This is a genomic window from Burkholderia sp. AU27893 (genome assembly GCF_002223205.1).
In the GTDB taxonomy this organism is placed as follows: domain Bacteria; phylum Pseudomonadota; class Gammaproteobacteria; order Burkholderiales; family Burkholderiaceae; genus Burkholderia.
In genome coordinates this window covers 133359-152768 of record NZ_NKFD01000006.1, presented here as the reverse complement: position 1 = coordinate 152768, position 19410 = coordinate 133359, and the positions used below count along the sequence as shown (strand labels likewise).

Annotated in this window: 25 protein-coding genes; 15 read left to right on the top strand and 10 right to left on the bottom strand. The window is 61.6% G+C overall.

The window, feature by feature from the left end; translation table 11 throughout:
• Positions 1-32: 32 nt before the first annotated feature.
• Positions 33-596: a PCYCGC domain-containing protein gene (locus CFB47_RS41970; protein WP_223274497.1), complete on the bottom strand. Its 564-nt coding sequence runs from the start codon at positions 594-596 to the stop codon at positions 33-35.
• A 234-nt stretch (positions 597-830) separates the two neighbouring features.
• A complete protein-coding gene (locus tag CFB47_RS40980) occupies positions 831-1187 on the bottom strand; it encodes a hypothetical protein (RefSeq protein WP_039362793.1) in 357 nt (118 codons plus the stop codon).
• 282 nt (positions 1188-1469) lie between these two features.
• On the opposite strand from CFB47_RS40980, the gene cueR (CFB47_RS38295) reads away from it, so the two are divergent.
• Positions 1470-1919 carry a Cu(I)-responsive transcriptional regulator gene (gene cueR, locus CFB47_RS38295; protein WP_027810165.1) on the top strand — a complete coding sequence of 150 codons (450 nt, stop codon included), beginning with the start codon at positions 1470-1472 and terminating at the stop codon, positions 1917-1919.
• Positions 1920-1956: 37 nt separating this feature from the next.
• On the opposite strand, the gene petA is transcribed toward cueR (CFB47_RS38295), so the two are convergent.
• The 5 genes from petA to CFB47_RS40975 all read right to left on the bottom strand — a co-directional run bounded on the left by petA (position 1957) and on the right by CFB47_RS40975 (position 4610).
• A complete protein-coding gene (petA, locus tag CFB47_RS38290; protein WP_027810164.1) occupies positions 1957-2577 on the bottom strand; it encodes a ubiquinol-cytochrome c reductase iron-sulfur subunit in 621 nt (206 codons plus the stop codon).
• A 175-nt stretch (positions 2578-2752) separates the two neighbouring features.
• Positions 2753-3205, bottom strand: coding sequence for a DUF4148 domain-containing protein (locus tag CFB47_RS38285; RefSeq protein ID WP_050068885.1), 453 nt, complete (start codon positions 3203-3205; stop codon positions 2753-2755).
• 128 nt (positions 3206-3333) lie between these two features.
• Entirely contained in the window at positions 3334-3561 is a 228-nt protein-coding gene (locus CFB47_RS38280; RefSeq protein ID WP_080353693.1) for a DUF4148 domain-containing protein, read from the bottom strand.
• Positions 3558-4375 (bottom strand): IS5-like element IS402 family transposase gene (locus tag CFB47_RS38275; RefSeq protein ID WP_085954470.1). Its coding sequence is split into 2 segments (ribosomal slippage): positions 3558-4027 and positions 4027-4375, totalling 819 coding nucleotides; the frame shifts between segments, so codons are not numbered across the junction. Before CFB47_RS38275 ends, CFB47_RS38280 begins: the two co-directional genes overlap by 4 nt.
• Before the next feature lie 52 nt (positions 4376-4427).
• Positions 4428-4610, bottom strand: a complete 183-nt coding sequence (locus tag CFB47_RS40975) for a hypothetical protein (RefSeq protein ID WP_143330922.1) — start codon at positions 4608-4610, stop codon at positions 4428-4430.
• A 911-nt stretch (positions 4611-5521) separates the two neighbouring features.
• On the opposite strand from CFB47_RS40975, the gene cueR (CFB47_RS38265) reads away from it, so the two are divergent.
• The 14 genes from cueR (CFB47_RS38265) (at position 5522) to CFB47_RS38205 (ending at position 16756) form a co-directional block, all read left to right on the top strand.
• Complete coding sequence (gene cueR, locus CFB47_RS38265; protein ID WP_063777000.1) at positions 5522-5983, top strand: Cu(I)-responsive transcriptional regulator; 462 nt, start codon at positions 5522-5524, stop codon at positions 5981-5983.
• Positions 5984-6043: 60 nt separating this feature from the next.
• Positions 6044-6397 carry a hypothetical protein gene (locus CFB47_RS40970; RefSeq protein WP_143282321.1) on the top strand — a complete coding sequence of 118 codons (354 nt, stop codon included), beginning with the start codon at positions 6044-6046 and terminating at the stop codon, positions 6395-6397.
• A gap of 136 nt (positions 6398-6533) precedes the next feature.
• On the top strand, positions 6534-6848 hold the full coding sequence (locus CFB47_RS41965; RefSeq protein WP_027810709.1) for a hypothetical protein: 315 nt from the start codon (positions 6534-6536) through the stop codon (positions 6846-6848).
• 56 nt (positions 6849-6904) lie between these two features.
• Positions 6905-7153, top strand: coding sequence for a DUF2933 domain-containing protein (locus tag CFB47_RS38255; RefSeq protein WP_027810708.1), 249 nt, complete (start codon positions 6905-6907; stop codon positions 7151-7153).
• A 151-nt stretch (positions 7154-7304) separates the two neighbouring features.
• The gene (locus CFB47_RS38250; protein WP_046544059.1) at positions 7305-8252 is read left to right on the top strand and encodes a cytochrome c biogenesis CcdA family protein; all 948 of its coding nucleotides are present in this window, start codon (positions 7305-7307) and stop codon (positions 8250-8252) included.
• Positions 8227-8895 (top strand): peroxiredoxin, encoded by a 669-nt coding sequence (locus CFB47_RS38245; RefSeq protein WP_159068964.1) that lies wholly within the window; start codon positions 8227-8229, stop codon positions 8893-8895. Before CFB47_RS38250 ends, CFB47_RS38245 begins: the two co-directional genes overlap by 26 nt.
• A gap of 28 nt (positions 8896-8923) precedes the next feature.
• On the top strand, positions 8924-9160 hold the full coding sequence (locus CFB47_RS38240; RefSeq protein WP_223274314.1) for a thioredoxin family protein: 237 nt from the start codon (positions 8924-8926) through the stop codon (positions 9158-9160).
• Between the two features lie 73 nt (positions 9161-9233).
• The gene (locus CFB47_RS38235) at positions 9234-9893 is read left to right on the top strand and encodes an isoprenylcysteine carboxylmethyltransferase family protein (RefSeq protein ID WP_027810706.1); all 660 of its coding nucleotides are present in this window, start codon (positions 9234-9236) and stop codon (positions 9891-9893) included.
• Between the two features lie 141 nt (positions 9894-10034).
• Positions 10035-10688, top strand: a complete 654-nt coding sequence (locus CFB47_RS38230) for a peroxiredoxin (RefSeq protein ID WP_027810705.1) — start codon at positions 10035-10037, stop codon at positions 10686-10688.
• A gap of 359 nt (positions 10689-11047) precedes the next feature.
• Positions 11048-13435, top strand: a complete 2388-nt coding sequence (locus tag CFB47_RS38225; protein ID WP_080289696.1) for a heavy metal translocating P-type ATPase — start codon at positions 11048-11050, stop codon at positions 13433-13435.
• A 69-nt stretch (positions 13436-13504) separates the two neighbouring features.
• On the top strand, positions 13505-14455 hold the full coding sequence (locus CFB47_RS38220; RefSeq protein WP_027810704.1) for a hypothetical protein: 951 nt from the start codon (positions 13505-13507) through the stop codon (positions 14453-14455).
• A gap of 57 nt (positions 14456-14512) precedes the next feature.
• A complete protein-coding gene (locus CFB47_RS38215) occupies positions 14513-15127 on the top strand; it encodes a class I SAM-dependent methyltransferase (RefSeq protein WP_027810703.1) in 615 nt (204 codons plus the stop codon).
• Between the two features lie 325 nt (positions 15128-15452).
• Positions 15453-16127 carry a cytochrome c family protein gene (locus CFB47_RS38210; protein WP_046544057.1) on the top strand — a complete coding sequence of 225 codons (675 nt, stop codon included), beginning with the start codon at positions 15453-15455 and terminating at the stop codon, positions 16125-16127.
• Positions 16124-16756, top strand: coding sequence for a TlpA disulfide reductase family protein (locus CFB47_RS38205; protein ID WP_027810701.1), 633 nt, complete (start codon positions 16124-16126; stop codon positions 16754-16756). The genes CFB47_RS38210 and CFB47_RS38205 overlap by 4 nt, the downstream gene beginning before the upstream one ends.
• 462 nt (positions 16757-17218) lie before the next feature.
• Here the strand turns inward: CFB47_RS38205 and CFB47_RS38200 are convergent, their stop codons facing one another.
• The 3 genes from CFB47_RS38200 to CFB47_RS38190 are packed head-to-tail and all read right to left on the bottom strand — an operon-like array spanning position 17219 to position 19402.
• Positions 17219-17656, bottom strand: coding sequence for a DUF411 domain-containing protein (locus CFB47_RS38200; protein WP_027810700.1), 438 nt, complete (start codon positions 17654-17656; stop codon positions 17219-17221).
• Between the two features lie 52 nt (positions 17657-17708).
• Positions 17709-18218, bottom strand: a complete 510-nt coding sequence (locus CFB47_RS38195; RefSeq protein WP_048985210.1) for a protein-disulfide reductase DsbD domain-containing protein — start codon at positions 18216-18218, stop codon at positions 17709-17711.
• A gap of 14 nt (positions 18219-18232) precedes the next feature.
• A complete protein-coding gene (locus tag CFB47_RS38190; RefSeq protein WP_027810699.1) occupies positions 18233-19402 on the bottom strand; it encodes a protein-disulfide reductase DsbD in 1170 nt (389 codons plus the stop codon).
• Positions 19403-19410 lie beyond the last annotated feature (8 nt).

The following is a 19410-nucleotide window of genomic DNA, read 5'->3' as shown; positions in this document are numbered from 1 at the left end:
GCATGTCGTGGGCCGCGCGCGAGGCATTCCGACTATCCCTTTGGTGCCCATTTCGCATCGACCGCCGCTTGGATGCGTCCCGCGTCGGTGATCCCTTTGCGCTTCATGTCGAACGCAATCTCCGCCGTGCCGCGGCAAACCGGGCAGGAAACGGCCATCTTGTCCTCGAAGCACTGGAGGTTCGAGCGATGTTCGCCGGTGTTTTCGCAACCGCACCAGCAATACAGTTGATTGAGGGTCGCGGGGATTTGCGTGGCCACCCAATACGCATGGCGCGTTTCGGGATCCGCGAATTGCTCGGGCGCGAGCACGCGTGACGCGTCGTGGCGCCCGCTCGGGACAATGCGCAATCCGTTGGGCCTTAACATGCCGACACGCCAGTTGGATTCACGCGTTGCCGAAGTCGAAGCCGGCGCACTGGCTCGAACACCCGGGCGTCTCGACGTAACGACCTCGAAGAGTATCGATGATGCGCCTGCCGCCAGGAAGGTCGGCACGACCCAGAACAGGATGCGCCGACGATTGCGGTCAATGCGGCTTGTCGCGCTGCGGCGAGACTGCGTTGGTGGTGTTCGATCAGGTTGATTGCGTTTCATATCGCGTATCTGCTGCAACGGGTTGCCATGCTGGGGCGACGGGCATCGACACCGCAACCATTGAATTCGGTTCATGCAAGCCGCACTGGGCAAGCTAGTTGGGATGCTGACGAATGCGCCCTGTGCCTCGAACTCATGCCAAGTTGCGCTTGAACGCGCGCGTTACGGCACAGAAGGCATTTTCACGGCGACATGGACGAGCGTACCCGGGGGGCGGGATGGAACCGCGAGGAATCAGGCTGCTCGAGGAGGGCGCTGGAGCGGCTCCGGCGCGTACTGGGTGATCAGTACACTGTTCCTGGGTGCGTAGGGGCTGGGCGCGGCAACGGGTTGAAACGTCAGCGGCACGGATGCCATGAAAACTATTCCGCAGGACAGTCCGCCCATCGTCGTGCGACATGCGGCGCTGGCGTCTGCGATGTGCGTTTTCGTGTCATGCACCATCTTGCATGGCTGCGCATTGCACGCGTGTCGGGCCTGGATATCGGATACCGGGAACATGGCCGGGCAAGCCGAGCCCGTCGCCGGGTAGCCGAGAATCGGCAACCATGCGATCAGCACGATGGCGACAAGGCGAGACAGGAATTTCATGGAATCCAGTATAGGCGACGTCAGTCGTCGCGGTCACTGCGGGGCGGACCCTATTCGGATGCCATTGGAAGGTCTGACATGGCATGGCCGTTTCGAAAGAATCGTAGACATACCGGCGCCAAATTTCGACGGACTGACCGCCGGAAACTGTTCGCGCCATCCTTCCTTTTGTTGGAAGGCATATAGTAAGCTGAATGATCTCGGACGTGCGCGGGGTCGGATGCACCGCGTCATCGCGGAACGGGACGACGCCTCGTATTCCTTTGATTTGTTGGGAGAGTCATGAACATTGGGCAAGCCGCGGCGGCTGCAGGTGTGTCCGCGAAGATGATTCGCTATTACGAGAGTATCGGGCTTGTTGGAACCGCCGGGCGTACCGACAGCGGATACCGTATCTATCGGGAAGACGACGTCCAGGTGCTGCGCTTCATCCACCAGGCGCGCACGCTCGGCTTCCCAATCGAACAGATTCGGCAACTGCTTTCGCTGTGGCAGGATCGGGGGCGCGCAAGTGCAGAGGTCAAGGCTATCGCGGTGCAACATATCGCCGATCTCGATGCACGCATCGCGGAATTAGTCGAGATGCGAGATAAGCTTGCGCACCTCGCGCGCCATTGTGCGGGGGACGAGCGGCCGACGTGCCCGATCCTGGACGGGATCGGTGGCGAGCGGCAGATGGTGACTTCAGGAAAATGTTCGGCGAACCCTCCCGAACTGCCGACAAAACCCTGAGGCAAACGCCACGCGCTGTCAGACAGAGGCAGCGCCGTCATGCGTCGCCACTTTCGTCCCGACCGATGACGAGGTGGATCGACGACGGAAACATGAATTTCGGCACGTCGAGATTTTGGGGTGCGGGTTTGTTCTTGAATACGCGCCCGGCCAGGTCGTAAGTCGAGCCGTGACAGGGGCAGAGGAAACCGCCGGGCCAGTCGTTGGGCAAATTAGCCTGCGGGCCCGGTTGAAATCGTGCGGTGGGTGTACACCCGAGGTGCGTACAGACGCCAATGAGCACCAGGATATTCTTGCGCTCCGCTCTGGAACGATATTCGTTTCGGCAGTAGCTCGGCAGAGGCATCGAAAAGGGATGCCGGGTAGCAGGATCGGCGACCTGGGAATCGGACGAAACAACTGTGGCCAGCATCCCATCCGTTCGGTTCACGACGAACACGGGCTTGCCGCGCCATGCGGCGGTGAGGCTTTCTCCCGGCTTGAGCCCCGCGATGTCGACGTCGACCGGTGCACCCAGCCCTTTGGTCTTTTCCGACGGCGCCAGCGATTCCAGAAAGGGGACGGTGGCGGCCACCATCCCGATTCCACTCGCGGTCGTTGTGGCGACCAGCCAGCGTCGGCGAGACGTATCGACCCTGACGAGTTGTTCGTCGTTCATCACACACTCCGTAATTCCGCGCCTGACTCAAGTTGGAGTGGCGTCGGTAACCTGCGGTTCTCAAATACCTTGATCGTGACTGCTCGCGACCGGCTGGCCATTGAACGGGTGCGCCGATCGCTCGCCACACAAAGGCGGCTATCGTGTGGCGAGGGCGGCGAAGCCGTCGTGGTGCTTACTTTCCTGCCGTGGTGACTTGATTCGTTGACTGCCACCAGCTTTCTGCGATCTTGAATCGCATCAGGTTGCGTTCAATCGTCACCGGCCCGGGCGGGTAGTCGGCATTTCCGCTTGGGACGAATCCGGCACGTTCAGCCTGCACGAGTTCTGCGTAGACCTCGGTGCGCGTCTTGCCCTGCGCGCTGATGCCGACGGGGAGTGGCAATCGGGTCTCGGTCCGTACGGCCGTCGTGGAAACTTGCTCCAGTGGAACTGACGATGCGATCGTCACCGCGTTGGACGGATGCTGCGTATAGTCCTGGCCACGCGGCCCACCGCCGCCAGCGATCACAGATACCGATACGGATGCCATCAGGACTGCAAAAGCGGCACGATTGATGAAGGAAAAGCGGTTCATCTTGAACTCCTGGGAACTTGGTTCGATGTCGAGCGCCTTGGACGACGACATCGAGGTATGGTTTTCGCATGCACGCCCGTCAGGGATCTGGTCATCATTTCAGTTGTATGGCGCCGCCGGTGTACCGGCGGCGTCATACTCCGGAGCGGATGGCCGCTTCCCGACCTATCGCGGCACGACTATTGCGCTGTGGTCAACCCGCTCGTCCCCCACGCATGCTGGATCTGCTGAAACCGGATACGGTTGCGTTCGATCGCCGTCGCACTGATCGGATAATCGTTTTTGAGCACGGGGAGCATCCCTGCTTCTTCGGCCTGCAACAATTCACCGCGAACGTCCGCACGGGTCTTGCCTTGGGCACTCGGAGCGGCATCAGCGGTGCTCGATTGGGTTAGAGACGGTTTCATAAAGACTGATCGGCCCGCCGAAGGGTATTCCAGCAGATCAGACAGCAACCGAGTTTGAGGAACGCGCCGTGAATGTCTGCACGGCGCTCGAAACGAATACGGAGACGACGGAAGTGATGCAGCCAGGCATGCGTGCGTTCGACGACCCAGCGATATTTGCCAAGGCCGCTGCCATGTTCGGTACGGCGCTTGGCGATCACTGGCTCGATACCGCGATCGCGCAACGCGCGCCGATGTCGCTCGGAGTCGTAACCGCGATCCGCGTAGACCACACGCGGCCGCTGCAATGGGTGGCCACGCAATCCGCGGATCGGCGGAATCGCGTCGATCAGCGGCAGCAATTGCGTGACGTCGTTGACGTTCGCGCCGGTCAGGATCGCGGCGAGCGGCGTACCGTTGGCGTCGGTGACGATGTGGTGCTTGGAACCGGGTCGCGCGCGATCGGTGGGGTTTGGCCCAGTTTTTGGCCTGCCCCAACGGCGCGAATCGATGATGAATCGACGGCGGCTCGTGAGAAGTCGATCTGGTCCGCTGCGCGCAGCTTTGCGAGCAGTAGCTCGTGCAAGCGATCCCAGACACCGGCTGCTTGCCAATCGCGCAGCCGGCGCCAACATGTCACGCCCGAGCCGCATCCCATCTCGGCCGGCAGGTCGCGCCAGCGTAGTCCGGTCTTGAGAACGAACAGGATGCCGGTCAGCGCGGCGCGATTCGAAACAGGCAGGCGGCCCGGGTTCTTCTCGCGCCGCGGCTTGGGTGGCGGCAGTAACGGCTCGATCAGTGTCCACAATTCATCGTCGATGATCGGCTTGGCCATCTCCTCAGTCTCGGTTGTTCCGATGCCTGAGGTTAACAGCTCACCGCGAAAGTTAACAGCCCCACGGGGCCTTTTTGAAACCGTCTCTTAGCGTTGCGGTGGTTGTTCCGGTTGACGCATACGGATACGGCCCCGGACCACGCGAGCCGCCGCCTCCACCTGCAAAAGCGGTGGCGGACAGCGCAACGAGCACCACGGCAATGGTGGCGCGATTCAACAGCGAAAACTTGCTCATGATTAACTTCCTTGAAATTGACGAAATTCTGTGACGTGCAATGGCACATTCACGAAAAAGGGGCTCAGCGCTCGCCGATACCTGCAAGCCGCTTCCGGCTGCGACAGCCCTTGCGTCCGAGGAACGATTGAACGACGGAAGCGCGGGCGCGCGAACGCACCGCGCATCGACGTCATGCGTCAACACGTGCGCTAGCAGGGCTGGAAGCGCGATGGTGCGTGCGAGCGCGGACACATGCCAGCATGTGCGGGCACGGCCACGATCAGTCGACCGGGATTAAGTGCGGAATACCTGGAAGAGGATGCGTGATGGCGGGGGCGCCGACACGAGGAGGGGCTCGACATGCGCCGGCCGATCCGGCTGCAGCGCGAGTGTCAGAATGCTCGAGTGTCCCCAGATCAAGGGCAGCCACACGAGTGGCGCCGGGACAGGTTGATCGGCGTGATCCGGTTGCGCGCTGTTGTCGCAGTGCGCGTGGCATGTCACACCGACGTGATGATCCTGGAGATCGCCGTGGCTGTTGGCTGGGATCGCCGAAACCATCGACGATGTGCCCCGTGCGTCACCCGTGACTGTCGTACACGCGTACGCCGAAATCCACAACTGACTGAAAATCAGCGTGAACATCACGGCAATGGCGACGAGTGCTCGTTTGACAGGGCGGCGCATGGTATCTGAACGGTGGGCCGGGCAGTTGAAAGCGATGGCCCGAATTATGCGCATTGCCACGAACGGAATGTCAAGAGTATTTATCCGAGGATTTTTCTTCGCTCGCCCCTCAAAAAACCTTGACATTCCCGCCGTTGTATCGCCTAGAGTCGAATCAAGATGTGAGAGGTCCTGCGTGCGGCCGTTTGCAAAGATCACGCGCGGCGTAGCGGAACATAGATTCGGCGATATCGAGGTACACCATGAATATCGGACAAGCCGCGAGCGCGTCGGGGGTTACCCCGAAAATGATCCGCTACTACGAGAGCATCAATCTGGTGCCGGCGGCAGGGCGCACGGTTGGCGGGTATCGAATCTATGGTGCAGACGATGTCCAGGTGCTGCGGTTCATTCATCAAGCGCGCACACTGGGCTTTCCGATCGAGCAAATCCGGCACTTGCTCGCGCTCTGGCAAGAGCGCGATCGCGCGAGTGCCGAAGTCAAGAAAATTGCTTCGTTGCAGATCGCCGAGCTTGATACGCGGATCGCGGAGTTGCTCGAGATGCGTAGCGCGCTCGACCATCTGGCCAGTCATTGCGCCGGTGATGACCGACCCGCTTGTCCGATTCTCGAGTCGATTGACAGTGGTCAGGAGATTCGCCGACTCGCTCATCAATCTGTAGCGTCGTCGGCAACAATCGGCGGCTTGGATTCACAGGGCTGACGATGCTGGGACGAATCTTTACGTGCTAGGCGAAGACCCAAGGGGGCGACCGTGAGGTGGATGGTCAAACTGGTGCTGATGTTCCTGATTGCGTGGCTGCCCATTGCGGGCTTCTCCACGCCGGCACTGCTTTGTCAGCACAGCGCGTCGCCCGTCTCGACTTCTCCGGCCGGTACGGCACACATGTTGAACGCGATGCCCAGCGTGCATGCCACGGCGCCGGACGGCGGTCAGCATCATCAACCCGTCTGTCAAACCAGCGCGGGCACGGCATCCTGTACCATGCTGGCGATACCGTCGGCGACGATCGTCACTGTCCCTGTGACGTCTTCCTCCACGTACGCACTCCGTAACGTACCGTCGGCATCCCAGTTCATTCCAGAACTGCCTCAGCGCCCGCCGCAAGCACTCTAACTCCTGCTGTTCCCTGATCGGAAACCGCCGTCGCGGTTCGATCGCACTCGCCATTCCTCGTCGATTCGACCAATTTCGTAAGGATCGCGAGCTGGTCAGGAGTGCACCAATACGCCTTTGACAGGAGGAACACACCATGAACACCAAACGCATTTTCGTCATGCCGTTGCTCGTGATCACGCTACTCGCCGGTAGCGGTCTGAGCATCGCCGCCGACTCGCATTCTTCGTCGGCATCGTCTCGATCGACCATGGATCAATCCATGATGGGCGGCTCGATGATGGGCGGGCATATGAAAGGCGGCGCCATGATGCAAGGTTGCCCGATGATGGGCCAATTGCCGCCGGGCAACGAGAAACTCGCGATGCAGATGCACGGCGAAATGATGAAGGCGATGGGCGACATCATGCTCAAGTACGCCGACAAGGTCCAAACCTCACCGTCGAAATAGCAACGCGTCCGACTGACGCCAAGCTTCCCGAATTCTGAATCTCAAGGAGTCACATCATGAAATGCACGAAGAACATGCTGGTCATCGGCGGCATCATGCTCGCCGTCCTGGCAGCCGCCTATTTTGCGTTGCCGCAGTTTCGCGCGCTCGTCGTGAGCGCTGGACCGTTCCTCCTGTTCCTGATCTGTCCGTTGTCGATGTTCTTCATGATGAAGGGCATGAACTCGCACAGCGACCGGCCTGCGTCTTCCGACAACGCGAACAAGGAACGTCTGTCGTCGAACGAATCGCACGGAAAGCACTGAGTGTGAACGGTGGAAGCCATGCGTCGCAAATACGCGCTTGATGCAATCGCAGCACGGCTTCCGTGGCGGGCACCGCCTATCGGATGAATGACAAGCAGGCGGTGCAACGATCCAACGTATCGCTGGCGCGAGCCGGCCACAGGACGACACGATGGAAACCAGCATTTTCTTTGGCGGGTCGGTCATCGCGGCTTTCATTGCCGGCATGATCGCGCTGTTTGCGCCGTGCTGCATTTCGGTGATGCTGCCCGCGTATTTCGCAAGCTCGTTTCAGAATCGCCGCAAGCTGGTTGCAATGAGCTTCGTGTTCGCAGCTGGGATCGCGACCATCATCCTGCCATTGGTGATGGGCGCGGTCGCGCTGCGGCAACTCTTCGTTACTCGGCATCTGTTCGTGTATCTCGCCGGCGGACTCGTGATGATCGGCATGGCGGTATTCACGTTGCTGGGCGGAAAGCTGCAACTGCCGATGCCAGGCCGGCGCGCGGCGACGCCCGCCGGGCCGCTTGGCGTCTACTCGCTCGGGATGTTTTCGGGTGTGGCCAGCTCATGCTGCGCGCCGGTGCTCGCCGGGGTGATCGCGCTGTCGAGCGTCGCGCCGTCGATTGCGATCGCGATTGGTCTCGGCAGCGCGTACGTGTTCGGCATGGTAGCGCCGTTATTCATTGTGTCGCTGTTGTGGGACCGGGTCGACTGGCGATCGAGCGGGTTGTTTCGCGCACGCCGGATCACATGGCGGCTCGGCCCGATCCAACGCACGTTATCGGCGTCTGCGCTCGCAAGCGGGCTGCTTCTTGCCGTGATGGGAGCAGCGACGGTGTGGATCGCATTCGCGGATCAGTCGATGCCCACGCCGAGCCATTGGGCGCTGATGCTGTCGGTGAGGTTGCAGCATCTGGGGCGGATCGTCACGACCGCGCTTTCCTGGGTACCGAACTGGCTCGCCGCACTCGGTCTCGTCATCGCGGTCGGCGCGCTGGCCGTACGCGCGCACGCGCAGTGGCACGGTCAGGCGCTCACCGAAAAGCAACACAACACGCCGTCAACGAAGCATCACGCAGATGGAGGAGATCATGAAGCAGATACAACCATTCTCTGACGGGCAAGCAGCTTCACGGCGCGTGCTTGTGCTGTCGGCTGGCCTGGCTGTTTTGGTCGCATTGGTGGCCGCGATCTTTTGGATCCACGCACAACAGGAAGCGGGGCGTGGGGGGGCATTCGGGCAGCTCGCGGGCAAGTACCGGTTTCAGGTAGGCGATCCGGGCCCGGGTCAACTCGCCCCGCCGATTCGATTGATGAGCACCGACGGTAATGTCTTCGACCTGAGCGGCATGCGAGGCAAATCCGTGTTGTTGTATTTCCAGGAGGGCGTGACGTGTCAGCCTTGCTGGGACCAGGCGAAAGACCTCGCCACCCATTCCGATCAGCTCCGCGCGCTCGGCGTCGATTCCGTCGTCACCATCGCGTCGGATCCAGTCGACGTGATGAGGCGCGTGGCAAAGGACATGTCGCTGTCCTATCCGGTGTTGTCTGATCCTGATCTCGCAGTGTCGTCGGCATATCACGCGAACGACTACGGCATGATGGGACGAAGCCGTGACGGACATTCGTTCGTTCTGGTCGGTCCTGACGGTCGTATTCGGTGGCGCGCGGATTACGGTGGCGCCCCCGACTATACGATGTACCTGCCGGTCCCGAATCTGATCGCCGACATGCGGCAAGGCATGCGAATCCCTGGATGAGGTGCGGATGAGAACGCTACGAATCACCGTGCTGACGCAGGACGATTGTGTGTTCTGCGTCGATGCTATCGCGATACTCGACCGCCTCGCGGCCGAGTATCCGTTGGCCGTCGAAACAATTGCCTTCCAGTCGGCGGAGGGCGAAGCACTTGCCATCCAGGGCGGCATCTATTTTCCGCCGGGTGTGTTGATCGACGGTGACGCCGTTTGCTATGGCCGTCCATCGGAAAGGCTGCTCCGTAGGGAACTTGAACGGCGATTGTAGTGACGGATGGTATTTGCCGGCGCATTGCGTCCCGTGAAGCACCCGGGTCGAGGCGATGGCAAGGAGAAAGGACATGGATGATGAGGCTGGCTTCGCTGCGCACTACGGCCATTGGGGGCTGGTTGCGATCATGATCGTCGCAGCCAGCTGGATCCTCTACCGATTCGCGGCACCGAAACGCTGGCGAGAATGGACGGGCGCGGGACTCGTCCAAGCCTTCATCATCGCCCTGTACGCAGAGATGTACGGATTTCCGCTCACGATCTATCTGCTGTCTGGATTCTTCGGTCTCGATATCCCGCGTACGTCGTTCACGGGGCACTTGTGGGCAACACTGCTCGGCTATGGCGAAATGGGCGCGATACTCGAAATGCTGATCGGGGGCGTCTTCGTTGTGCTCGGTCTGGCCATGCTCGCTTTTGGCTGGCGAGAGGTCTATCTGGCGCGGCGCGATGACCAACTCGCGGACGACGGGCTGTACAGCGCAATACGACATCCTCAGTACGTGGGCATCATGCTCGCCGTGTTCGGTCAGGTCGTTCACTGGCCGACGGTCGCGACACTCGCCCTGTTTCCGGCGATCGTGTTCGCGTATGTGCGTCTCGCTCGCAAGGAGGAGCGCGAAATGTCTGGACGGTTCGGTCCGGTCTGGAAAGAGTATGCGCGCCGTGTACCGATGTTCGTTCCTCGCCTCGACCATTGGAGCGTACTCCTGAATCCGTTGAGGTGGTAACAAGCTTGCGCTGGCCCCGTGGAGGCGTCGGCTGTGCGAACCCGAATGATCGAGACCTGTGGCCGATGTTGACGCGTACGAAGGCGGCCACGGTGAGCGTGGCAGTCGTTTCTTGATTCACTTTCCGTATGGAGGCACAAGATGGCTATTCGCATTGGAGACGAAGCACCCGATTTCACCGCCGAGAGTACCGAGGGCACGATCCGCTTTCACGAGTGGATCGGCGATCACTGGGCAATCCTGTTTTCCCATCCGAAGGACTTCACGCCGGTATGCACAACGGAGCTCGGCTACATGGCCGGGCTTAAGCCGGAATTCGATCAGCGCAACACGAAGATCATCGGGCTCTCCGTCGACCCCGTCAGCGATCACCAGAAATGGGTGAAAGACATCGAGGAGACGCAAGGGCACGCGATCAACTATCCAATGATCGGCGACGACAATCTGGTGGTCGCAAAACTGTACGACATGATTCACCCGAATGCGAGCGGCGGGCCGCGCACCGCGGTCGACAACGCGACCGTACGCTCGGTGTTCATCATCGGGCCCGACAAGAAAGTGAAGGCGATGCTGGTCTACCCGATGAGCGCGGGCCGTAATTTCGACGAGGTGCTGCGCCTGCTCGATGCGCTGCAACTCAACGCGAAGCACACGGTCGCGACGCCGGTGAACTGGACGCCCGGCGACGACGTCATCATCCCGACCTCGGTGTCGGACGACGATGCGAAGAAGAAGTATCCGCTGGGTTTCAAAACCCTGAAACCTTACCTTCGTTACGTGAAGCAGCCTGGCTAGATCTGAATCCGCGGGGGCGCCAGAGAGTATCCCGGCGTCCCATTAGCGCAGGGTTCCGCCGACAAAATGGGGATTCATCGACGACACAATTGTTGTGCCGCGACGGCGGACGACGGAATCGCCAGTCGTGCGAGAGCAGTTTCTGCGACGGGGAAAGTAGTGAATCGACTGCGAAGAGATTTAACTGCACGTGTGTATCAGGCGACCGGCTTGACCTTCCCACCGGGGCGACGTCGATCGTGTAACTAAAGCCGCACCACAACGGGACCGGACAAACTGCTGATCCCGCGCCGTGGCAATGGTGCCCGCGAGGCGTTGCCGAATCGGTTCAACCGTATTCGTTGAAGGAGCAAGATCGAATGGACAAGCAGCACGACGACCACGCCTCTTGCGTGCATCGCAGCACCGCAGAACCCAGCGCATCCGGTCAAGCCAAACGGGTTGATGACGCTCGAAACGGTGCGAACACTTCATCACTGAAGGATCCAGTGTGCGGAATGACCGTAACGGCGGATACTCCGTACCAGACTCGTCACATGGGCCACGCATACAGTTTCTGCAGCGAATCGTGCCTGCGGAAATTCAAAGCGAATCCGGCGCGATACGTCGACTCGACTGGAGAGGATATGCCGAGCAAAGCGCCGGACGGCACGGTTTATACCTGCCCGATGCATCCCGAAATCCGCCAGGATCATCCCGGCCACTGCCCGAAGTGCGGGATGGCACTCGAGGCACTGATACCGGACACGAGCGACGAAGTAAACCCGGAACTGGTCGATTTCCGCCGTCGATTCTGGCGGACCTTGCCGTTTTCCGTCGCTGCCTTCCTGATCGCCATGTTCGGCCACCGGATCGGCGGAGCATTTCCATTGATGCAGAACTGGGTGGAACTGGCGTTGTCCGCGCCGGTCGTGCTGTGGGCCGGCCTGCCGATCTTTGCGCGCTTCGTGCAGTCATTGCTCCAGCGTAGTCCGAACATGTGGACGCTGATCGGACTCGGCACCGGTGCGGCGTTCATCTACAGCGTCGTGGCGACTGCCGTGCCGGATGCCTTCCCGCAGACTTTCGTCGTAGACGGCAGGGTGGGGGTGTATTTCGAGGCCGCGGCGGTGATTCTGTCGCTGACGCTACTCGGCCAGATTCTCGAACTGCGGGCACGCGCGCAGACATCGGCCGCGATTCGATCATTGCTCGAACTTGCACCCAAGACGGCTCGCCGAATCATGGTGGACGGAACGGAAGAGGATGTGCCGCTGACCGATGTTCGTCCGGATGATTGCTTGCGGGTGCGACCCGGTGAGAAAGTCCCGGTCGATGGCGTCGTCGTAGTTGGCGCCAGCACAATCGACGAGGCTATGATCACCGGCGAGGCGATGCCAGTGCCGAAGCATTTGGGCGATCACGTGATCGGCGCGACGCTGAATACGTCAGGCAGTTTCGTCATCCGCGCGGAAAAAGTGGGATCGCAAACGGTCCTGGCACAAATCGTCGAACTTGTCGCGCACGCACAGCGTTCCAAGGCGCCCATGCAGCGCATGGCCGACAAGGTGGCCGGTGTGTTCGTGGTGGCGGTGATCGCGATTGCGCTGACAACGTTCGTCGCGTGGGGACTGTGGGGGCCGCAGCCCGGCTGGGTGTTTGGACTGATTAACGCTGTCGCGGTGCTGATCATCGCGTGCCCATGCGCGATGGGCCTCGCCACACCGATGTCGATCATGGTGGCGAACGGCAAGGGGGCATTGAACGGCGTGCTGTTCCGTGACGCGGCCGCAATCGAACATCTGCGGAAGGTGGATACCCTCGTCGTCGACAAAACCGGGACGCTGACCATGGGGCGGCCGGCGTTCTCGGAGGCGCTCGCCGCGAACGGCTTTGCCGACAACGAGGTGCTGCGTTTGGCGGCGAGTCTGGATCAGGGCAGCGAACACCCGCTGGCCGCCACGCTCGTCACGGCTGCGGTGGAGCGCAAGCTGGCGCTCGAATCGGCGACGGACTTCACGGCGCTCGCTGGACTTGGCGTGCGCGGGTCGGTTGCAGGGACGCCACTTGCACTTGGCAACGCCGCGCTGATGCATGAGATCGGTGCCGATATTGGGCCGCTTGCCACGCGCGCTGACACGTTGCGCGAGCAGGGATCGAGCGTCATGTACCTCGCAGTGGACGGTGCGCTCGCCGGCTTGGTAGCTGTCTCCGATCCGATCAAGGAGACTACGCCTGAGGCACTTGGCACGCTGCAGGAAGCCGGCATCCGGGTTGTCGTCGCGAGCGGTGACGGGACTGCGACCGTCAAGGCCACCGCAGAACGTCTCAAGATCGGTGAATACCATGGTGAAAGTAAGCCGGCCGATAAATTGGCGCTGGTGTCGAGACTGCAGAACGAAGGCGCGGTCGTTGGCATGGCCGGGGACGGCATCAATGATGCGCCGGCACTTGCGAAAGCCGATGTCGGCATCGCGATGGGAACCGGGACGGATGTCGCGATGCACAGTGCTCAGGTGACCCTCGTAAAGGGTGATCTGCGCGGCATCGCGCGGGCGCGAGCGTTGTCCGAAGCCACGGTGCGCAACATGAAGCAAAATCTGGCGTGGGCATTCGTCTACAACGCGTTGGGCGTGCCACTGGCGGCCGGCGTGCTTTATCCGCTGACCGGTTGGCTGCTGTCGCCGATGATCGCGGCGCTGGCAATGAGCCTGAGCTCGGCGTCGGTAATCTCGAATGCGTTGAGATTGAGAAGCGTCAGAATTTGACACGCGTGAATGGCCGTTTCCCGACGGCGATGCGCAAGACAATGCAAACGCGAAGCGGGGAGATCGACGATGGAACGAACATACGGGATCGATGGCTTCACCCGACGCCGTTTCTTATGCGCACTGGCAGCGCTGGCCGGATACTACGGCGGCCCGGCTGCCGGCGCGTCCGAAGATCGATCGAACGGGCGTTATCAGATTTACGTCGACGATGTCGTTCCAAGACAGGGCGTCGACACGAGAGTCGCTTTTGGCGATGCGATTCATCGGCTGGTGGCAGCGGGCGTGATCGTCCCCGACAAATACCGCGCAGTGATTGGTGCGAAGGCGCGCCTTCCGGATTGGGTCGAGCACCTATTCGTCGGGCCGTCGTCGTCGCCGATCGTGTTCTCCGCCGAGAATGCGCCGTATCTGCTTCATTTGCTTTGGCCGCTCGGCTTGGCGACACGCGCCCGCTTCAACGAGCACAGCCCGATGCGAACGGTCCGGCTGCCATCATTTGCGAGCACGGGCGGCTGGACGCTCGGTCAGGCAAGCAACGGCTACGTCTATTTCGACCGGATCGACACGATGCGTCTGACGCCTGCGCAAGAAGCAATCGCTCTCGAGGTCGCGACGAACACCTATCGGCCATGCTGCGACAACTCGACTTTCTATCAGGACTGCAATCACGGCTCGGCTCTCCTTGGAATGATCGAGTTGGCTGCGTCGCAAGGTGCATCGGCTGACTTGGTGTTCCGGATCGCGCGGGTAGCGAATTCGTACTGGTTCACGTCCCAATATGCGATGACGTCGATGGTCTTTACGCATCTTCGCCAGCAAGCGTGGCATACGGTGTCGCCACGGCTCGTGCTGGGACAGGACTATTCGTCGTTGAGCGGGTGGCAACGGAATGTGGCCGACGTGCTGGAGCGGAAGAAGGTATCCGGGCCGCTACCGCAACAGGCGTCGGCATCGTGCGGCATGCCCGGCGACAACGCCGCGCGACTGGCCGCGCCGCATATCGTGCGACGGGAGTAAGACGTGAGCGCCGTCGCGTACCTTCGCCGAGTTCGGCGACATCGAAAGGGGCATTTGATGGGAATCTACAGTCGCTATATTTTTCCTCGGCTCTGCGATCTGGCGATGGGTCAGGCGATGCTGGTCCCGTACCGTGAGCGCGTCGTCGGAGGCGCAGCGGGACGCGTGCTCGAGGTCGGTTCGGGCTCGGGCCTGAATCTGCCGCTGTATCGCGAAGATGTACGCGGCGTATTCGCGCTGGAACCGTCGGCGGAACTGTTGAAGATGGCGAGCCGTCACGTCATGCAAGCTGGCGCGCCGGTCGATTTCCTGATGGCGTCTGCGGAATGCATTCCGCTTCCGGACCAGAGCATCGACACGGCGGTCAGCACCTGGACGCTGTGCTCGATTCCGGATGCCGATCGAGCGTTGCAGGAAATCCGGCGGGTGCTGACGCCCTCGGGGCGCTTGCTGTTCGTCGAGCATGGTCTTGCGCCGGAGCCCGGTGTGCGACGCTGGCAAGATCGGCTGACGCCCGCTTGGTGTTGCGTCAGCGGCGGCTGTCACTTGAACCGTCCGATCCGCTCGCTAATCGAGCGTGCAGGTTTCGGGTTCGACCAAATCGGTACCGGTTACGCGCCGGGACCCAGATGTTTCACGTATTTCTACGAGGGCGTTGCGCGGAAATGCTGAGATCGTGGCGTCGCGATATCGGACGTGACCGCGGCGCATGGTCGCGAACGATTGCCTTGCCAAATTCTTTCGATTTGACTGCGCCATTTGTGGCAGTTGGCGAGTTTTGGCATGCGTTCGACCCGCAGCTGTGTTCGCGGCCGCGTCAAGTGGAGGTCGTAATCGAACACCTTGGAATTTCACGCGGAAAGTGCCGCACGGGATAGAACGATGACGAGACGGATGGGGGGCACGATACAACCGCAGGACGCGGGCAGAGCTTCACCCGTCGCCGTTTTGCGTGCTGTCGCCGCAATTTGACCCGGTACCCAACTGGAGCCGTTCAATGATCTCGCCGCTTCGCCCCCCAACGATTCTGGCTACCCTGGTCACGTTTGCCTTCGGCGGTCCAGTTCGAGCAGAAGGCGATCTCATGCGCGGCGCGCAGGCGGCCCGCGAGTGCATGGCCTGCCACTCGTTCGCGCCGGGGCGACACATGACGGGGCCGAGCCTCGCCAACGTATGGGGCCGCAAGGCGGGCACAGCCGCTGGTTTCCAGCGCTATTCGGATGCGCTGAAACGGTCGGGCCTGGTTTGGGACAAAGAGCACCTGGATGCGTGGCTCAAGGACCCCGCGGCACGGGTTCCCGGCAACGCGATGGACTTTCCGGGCATTGCGGACGCGCGCACGCGGGCCGATCTGCTCGCTTATCTCGAGGCGGTTTCCGGCGGTCGTGTGTCGGTCCCGGACCAGGGCCTGCCGAACCTGAAGGCGGCAGGCGCGGCTTCGCAGCTGACCGCCATCCACTACTGCGGCGACACGTACCGCCTGTCGACGGCCGACGGAAAGCTACATACGTTCTGGGAGTTCAATCTGCGGTTCAAAACGGACGGCAGCGTCGACGGCCCGCGTCCGGGTACGCCCGTACTCGTTGGCACCGGCATGCGGGGTGACCGCGCCGCTGTGATTTTTTCGCGTCCGGAGGAAATCTCCGGATTTATTCGAAGGCAGTGCACATGAATCAACGCCGCCCTGACCGATCCGACGAACCCATCCCGCCAAGCGATACCGCAGAGCGGCATGACGGCGAGCGCAACTGGCGCATGTCGAGACGAGCGTGGCTTGCAATGCTGAGCGTCACGGGCCTGGCGGGTGCTGGCTTTGCTTACGGGAGCTGGTTTTCGGATGATATTGTAAACGGCGTTGTCATTCATCCGCGTCCACGCGAGCTCGGAACGCTGCGTTTCGCAGACGACAAGGGCACCGCGACAAGCCTGAGCGCGTTTCGTGGCCGAGTCGTGCTGCTGAACGTCTGGGCTACCTGGTGCCTTCCGTGCCGTGATGAGATGCCGACACTGGATCGTCTGCAGGCAGCGCTCGGCGGACCGAGTTTTGAAGTCGTCGCAGTTTCTCTTGACGCGGGCGGCTTGCCGGCGGTGCAGGCGTTCTTTCGCGAGATTGGCGTTAAACACCTGCGCCCATATCTCGATACCTTCCACGATGTCGCGGCTCTGGCCTCAACGGGCATACCGCTCACCTTGTTGATCGACCGCAACGGCCGCGAAGTGGGCCGCAAGCTGGGGCCTGCCACGTGGGACGATCCTCAAATGCTCCGACTGATCCGGCGTTATCTACCGGCCACGCCGTGAGCGAGCGGCCCCCCCGAATCGCACGCTCACATGAGGAGATCGAGATTTGGGTCTTTAACGCCACACCACCATGCCACGGCACTGCGATCGGGCGATCGCGCAATGCCATGCTGCTCCCTTATCGCGAGCGCGTCACGGGCAGCACGGAAAACGCCGGATTGGAGATCCGGGCCGGTTCCGGGCTGAATTTTCCCTTGTGAAAAAGGGGGCTCGGCGATACGCGCGAGCCCCGTAAAAGACGGTCGAGACCTGACAATCGATCACGGCAGGACAGCACCCTAATCGACTCTCCGGCCAGCACCGTCTGCGTGGACGTTGCGCCGCGGCGCTCTTGCACAGTGCGTCTTGTCGGGCAACCGCCTAGACCCGGCGCCGCAGCAGTAGCAGGGACACCGACAGCAAGACGTGGCATTCACGCATGCGCGCATGCTTCTGGACGTCGGTGCTGCGCCATCCTAGCCCTCAGAAGTTCGCAAAGACTGTGGGCGCTGGCCCTGGCTGCAATTCGTAGACGGTCAGCGGCCCTTTACGGGACCCCGGCATCCCCGGCGCGCCGGCCGGCATGCCCGGCAGGGCGATCCCCTTGATCGCCGGATGCTCGTTCAGCAGGCGCTTGACGAGATTCGCAGGGACGAGCCCTTCGACGACATAGCCGCCTACGATCGCCGTATGGCACCCTTCCAGGCTTTCAGGCACGCCGTATTGTTTCTTGATCGATACCAGGTTGGGCGTATTGATTGTCTCCACCTTGAAGCCATTCGCCGCGAGGTCTTTCGCCCATGCATCGCAGCACCCGCAATTCGGGTTCTTGTACATCTTCACGGGAATTTCAGCCGCCAGCGCGGACAATTGCACGCCGAGCGCGGCGATCATCAGCAGGCACATCTTGAGGTAACGCATGACAGGACTCCTTCGTCGTGAGGTGAGTGACTAAACAAACGAATGCTGCTGGTTACGTCGTGTCCATCGAAGCGACGACGTTCGCCGGGGGCAGGCAGATGCCCTGGGTGCTACAGGCCTGCACGTGCACCACGACACGGTAGCTCTTGAGGTTCGAGGGAGCCGTGAACGGGATGACCGTACCGTCTTCGTACACCTGAATGTCCTTGCCGTCGATCACGATCCCGCTGTTTCTACCGGGCGGATAAACGGCCTGCGCATCATGCGATGCGCCTTCGCCCTGAAGCGTTAGGGTCGTCGGAATGAGCGATTCGAGCGACGCGGGATTGGCGTTCACATGCCAGCCGGTGGCGATATGCAAGGTCAACTCGGCGTGGTGGTCACGTGCAGCGACGGAGGCGCTCACGTATCGAGACGAGTCAGCCATGCCGATCGCTTGCGAGTCGGTGACGGAGGGGAGGTGAGCGCGCGGGCCAGCCTCGATCCAGACGAAGGCCGCGGCGACGGCCAGCACGACGACGGCGGCCGACGCGGCGAGCACACGGTTGACATTCTTCTTCATCAAGGATTCTCCATTTACTTCAGCGCATTCAATGCGTCCACAAGGCTTCCGGCGGTGAACAGGCCGGAAAAGTGTTGTACCTCGCGCCCATCGCGATCGAGCACCGCAACGAACGGCAGCCCCACTCCGCCGTAGAAAGCAAGCAGGCGTTCGAGCGCGGGATCGGGTCGTGTGAGGTCGGCCTGAAACGGCACGACGCCGCGTCGGTGAATGGCCTCGGCAACGTTATCGGCCTGGTACACGCTGCGCTCAAGGACCTTGCAGTTGATGCACCATTGCGCAGTGAATTCCACGATGGCGGGGCGCCCGAGTACCGGCAGCATTGCCAAGTCGCGATCGTGCAGTGGTTGCCAGGCGATGCTGCGCGCCGCGGATGATCCGAAACCGGTGCTGACATTGACCATCACCGCTGTTACGACGCCGACGATGACGACCGCGCGGCGCGAACCGCGGTCTTTGCTGCGTACAAAGACTGCGCACGCCCATGCCAGCACGCCGAGACCAAATGCAAACCACAGCAGCGGTTCCCAGGCCGCAGGCAAGACACTGCGAACGAAGAAAATCGCCGCGCCGGACAGGATCCAGCTGAAACTCTGGCGCACTACGTCGGACCAGCCGCCGGCGCGCGGAAAACGCAGGAGCAGCGCAGGCCGGAGAATCAGAAGAGCGTAGGGCGACGCGAGCCCGACGCCGATTGACACGAAGAGCGCGACGATATTCGGTGCCGGCTGCGCGAGCGCGAATACGAGGACACCGCCCAGCAACGGTCCCGTGCACGGTGTCGACAGCAACGCACACACCAGGCCGGAAACGAAAGGCTCGAGAAACTTCACGCCATGCGCCGACGCGATCACGGCGGGCAGGCGCAGCCCACGCCAGCCGAAATTGGCGATCGCCAGCGCGAGCAGCAGCGCGCTCAACATGGTCAACACGATCCGCGATTGAAACAGGACGCCCCAATGCAAATGCAGCAGCGCCGTAGCCAATCCCAGCGCCGCAAAAAAAAGTACCGATCCGGCGGTAAACAGCGCGGCCGACATCGCGCGCGCGCTCAGCCGTTGCCCGGTTTCGCGCAGGATCGCGCGAACCTTGAGGGGGATGGCTGGCAGCACGCACGGCGTGAGATTGAGCAGGGCGCCGGCGCCGAACGCGAGCGGAATCTGAACGAAGAGCAGAGACAGCATGTCGGCAC

What these genes read in the sequence shown, in the direction of transcription:
- CFB47_RS38225 (WP_080289696.1), top strand. Translation starts at nt 11,048, where the DNA reads ATGGACAAGCAGCACGACGACCACGCCTCTTGCGTGCATCGCAGCACC.
- CFB47_RS38250 (WP_046544059.1), top strand. Translation starts at nt 7,305, where the DNA reads ATGGAAACCAGCATTTTCTTTGGCGGGTCGGTCATCGCGGCTTTCATT.
- cueR (WP_063777000.1), top strand. Translation starts at nt 5,522, where the DNA reads ATGAATATCGGACAAGCCGCGAGCGCGTCGGGGGTTACCCCGAAAATG.
- CFB47_RS38285 (WP_050068885.1), bottom strand. Translation starts at nt 3,205, where the DNA reads ATGTCGTCGTCCAAGGCGCTCGACATCGAACCAAGTTCCCAGGAGTTC.
- cueR (WP_027810165.1), top strand. Translation starts at nt 1,470, where the DNA reads ATGAACATTGGGCAAGCCGCGGCGGCTGCAGGTGTGTCCGCGAAGATG.
- CFB47_RS38205 (WP_027810701.1), top strand. Translation starts at nt 16,124, where the DNA reads ATGAATCAACGCCGCCCTGACCGATCCGACGAACCCATCCCGCCAAGC.
- CFB47_RS38230 (WP_027810705.1), top strand. Translation starts at nt 10,035, where the DNA reads ATGGCTATTCGCATTGGAGACGAAGCACCCGATTTCACCGCCGAGAGT.
- CFB47_RS40975 (WP_143330922.1), bottom strand. Translation starts at nt 4,610, where the DNA reads ATGAGCAAGTTTTCGCTGTTGAATCGCGCCACCATTGCCGTGGTGCTC.
- CFB47_RS40970 (WP_143282321.1), top strand. Translation starts at nt 6,044, where the DNA reads ATGGTCAAACTGGTGCTGATGTTCCTGATTGCGTGGCTGCCCATTGCG.
- CFB47_RS38255 (WP_027810708.1), top strand. Translation starts at nt 6,905, where the DNA reads ATGAAATGCACGAAGAACATGCTGGTCATCGGCGGCATCATGCTCGCC.
- petA (WP_027810164.1), bottom strand. Translation starts at nt 2,577, where the DNA reads ATGAACGACGAACAACTCGTCAGGGTCGATACGTCTCGCCGACGCTGG.
- CFB47_RS38190 (WP_027810699.1), bottom strand. Translation starts at nt 19,402, where the DNA reads ATGCTGTCTCTGCTCTTCGTTCAGATTCCGCTCGCGTTCGGCGCCGGC.
- CFB47_RS38280 (WP_080353693.1), bottom strand. Translation starts at nt 3,561, where the DNA reads ATGAAACCGTCTCTAACCCAATCGAGCACCGCTGATGCCGCTCCGAGT.
- CFB47_RS40980 (WP_039362793.1), bottom strand. Translation starts at nt 1,187, where the DNA reads ATGAAATTCCTGTCTCGCCTTGTCGCCATCGTGCTGATCGCATGGTTG.
- CFB47_RS38235 (WP_027810706.1), top strand. Translation starts at nt 9,234, where the DNA reads ATGGATGATGAGGCTGGCTTCGCTGCGCACTACGGCCATTGGGGGCTG.
- CFB47_RS38220 (WP_027810704.1), top strand. Translation starts at nt 13,505, where the DNA reads ATGGAACGAACATACGGGATCGATGGCTTCACCCGACGCCGTTTCTTA.
- CFB47_RS38195 (WP_048985210.1), bottom strand. Translation starts at nt 18,218, where the DNA reads ATGAAGAAGAATGTCAACCGTGTGCTCGCCGCGTCGGCCGCCGTCGTC.
- CFB47_RS38210 (WP_046544057.1), top strand. Translation starts at nt 15,453, where the DNA reads ATGATCTCGCCGCTTCGCCCCCCAACGATTCTGGCTACCCTGGTCACG.
- CFB47_RS38215 (WP_027810703.1), top strand. Translation starts at nt 14,513, where the DNA reads ATGGGAATCTACAGTCGCTATATTTTTCCTCGGCTCTGCGATCTGGCG.
- CFB47_RS41970 (WP_223274497.1), bottom strand. Translation starts at nt 596, where the DNA reads ATGAAACGCAATCAACCTGATCGAACACCACCAACGCAGTCTCGCCGC.
- CFB47_RS38200 (WP_027810700.1), bottom strand. Translation starts at nt 17,656, where the DNA reads ATGCGTTACCTCAAGATGTGCCTGCTGATGATCGCCGCGCTCGGCGTG.
- CFB47_RS41965 (WP_027810709.1), top strand. Translation starts at nt 6,534, where the DNA reads ATGAACACCAAACGCATTTTCGTCATGCCGTTGCTCGTGATCACGCTA.
- CFB47_RS38245 (WP_159068964.1), top strand. Translation starts at nt 8,227, where the DNA reads ATGAAGCAGATACAACCATTCTCTGACGGGCAAGCAGCTTCACGGCGC.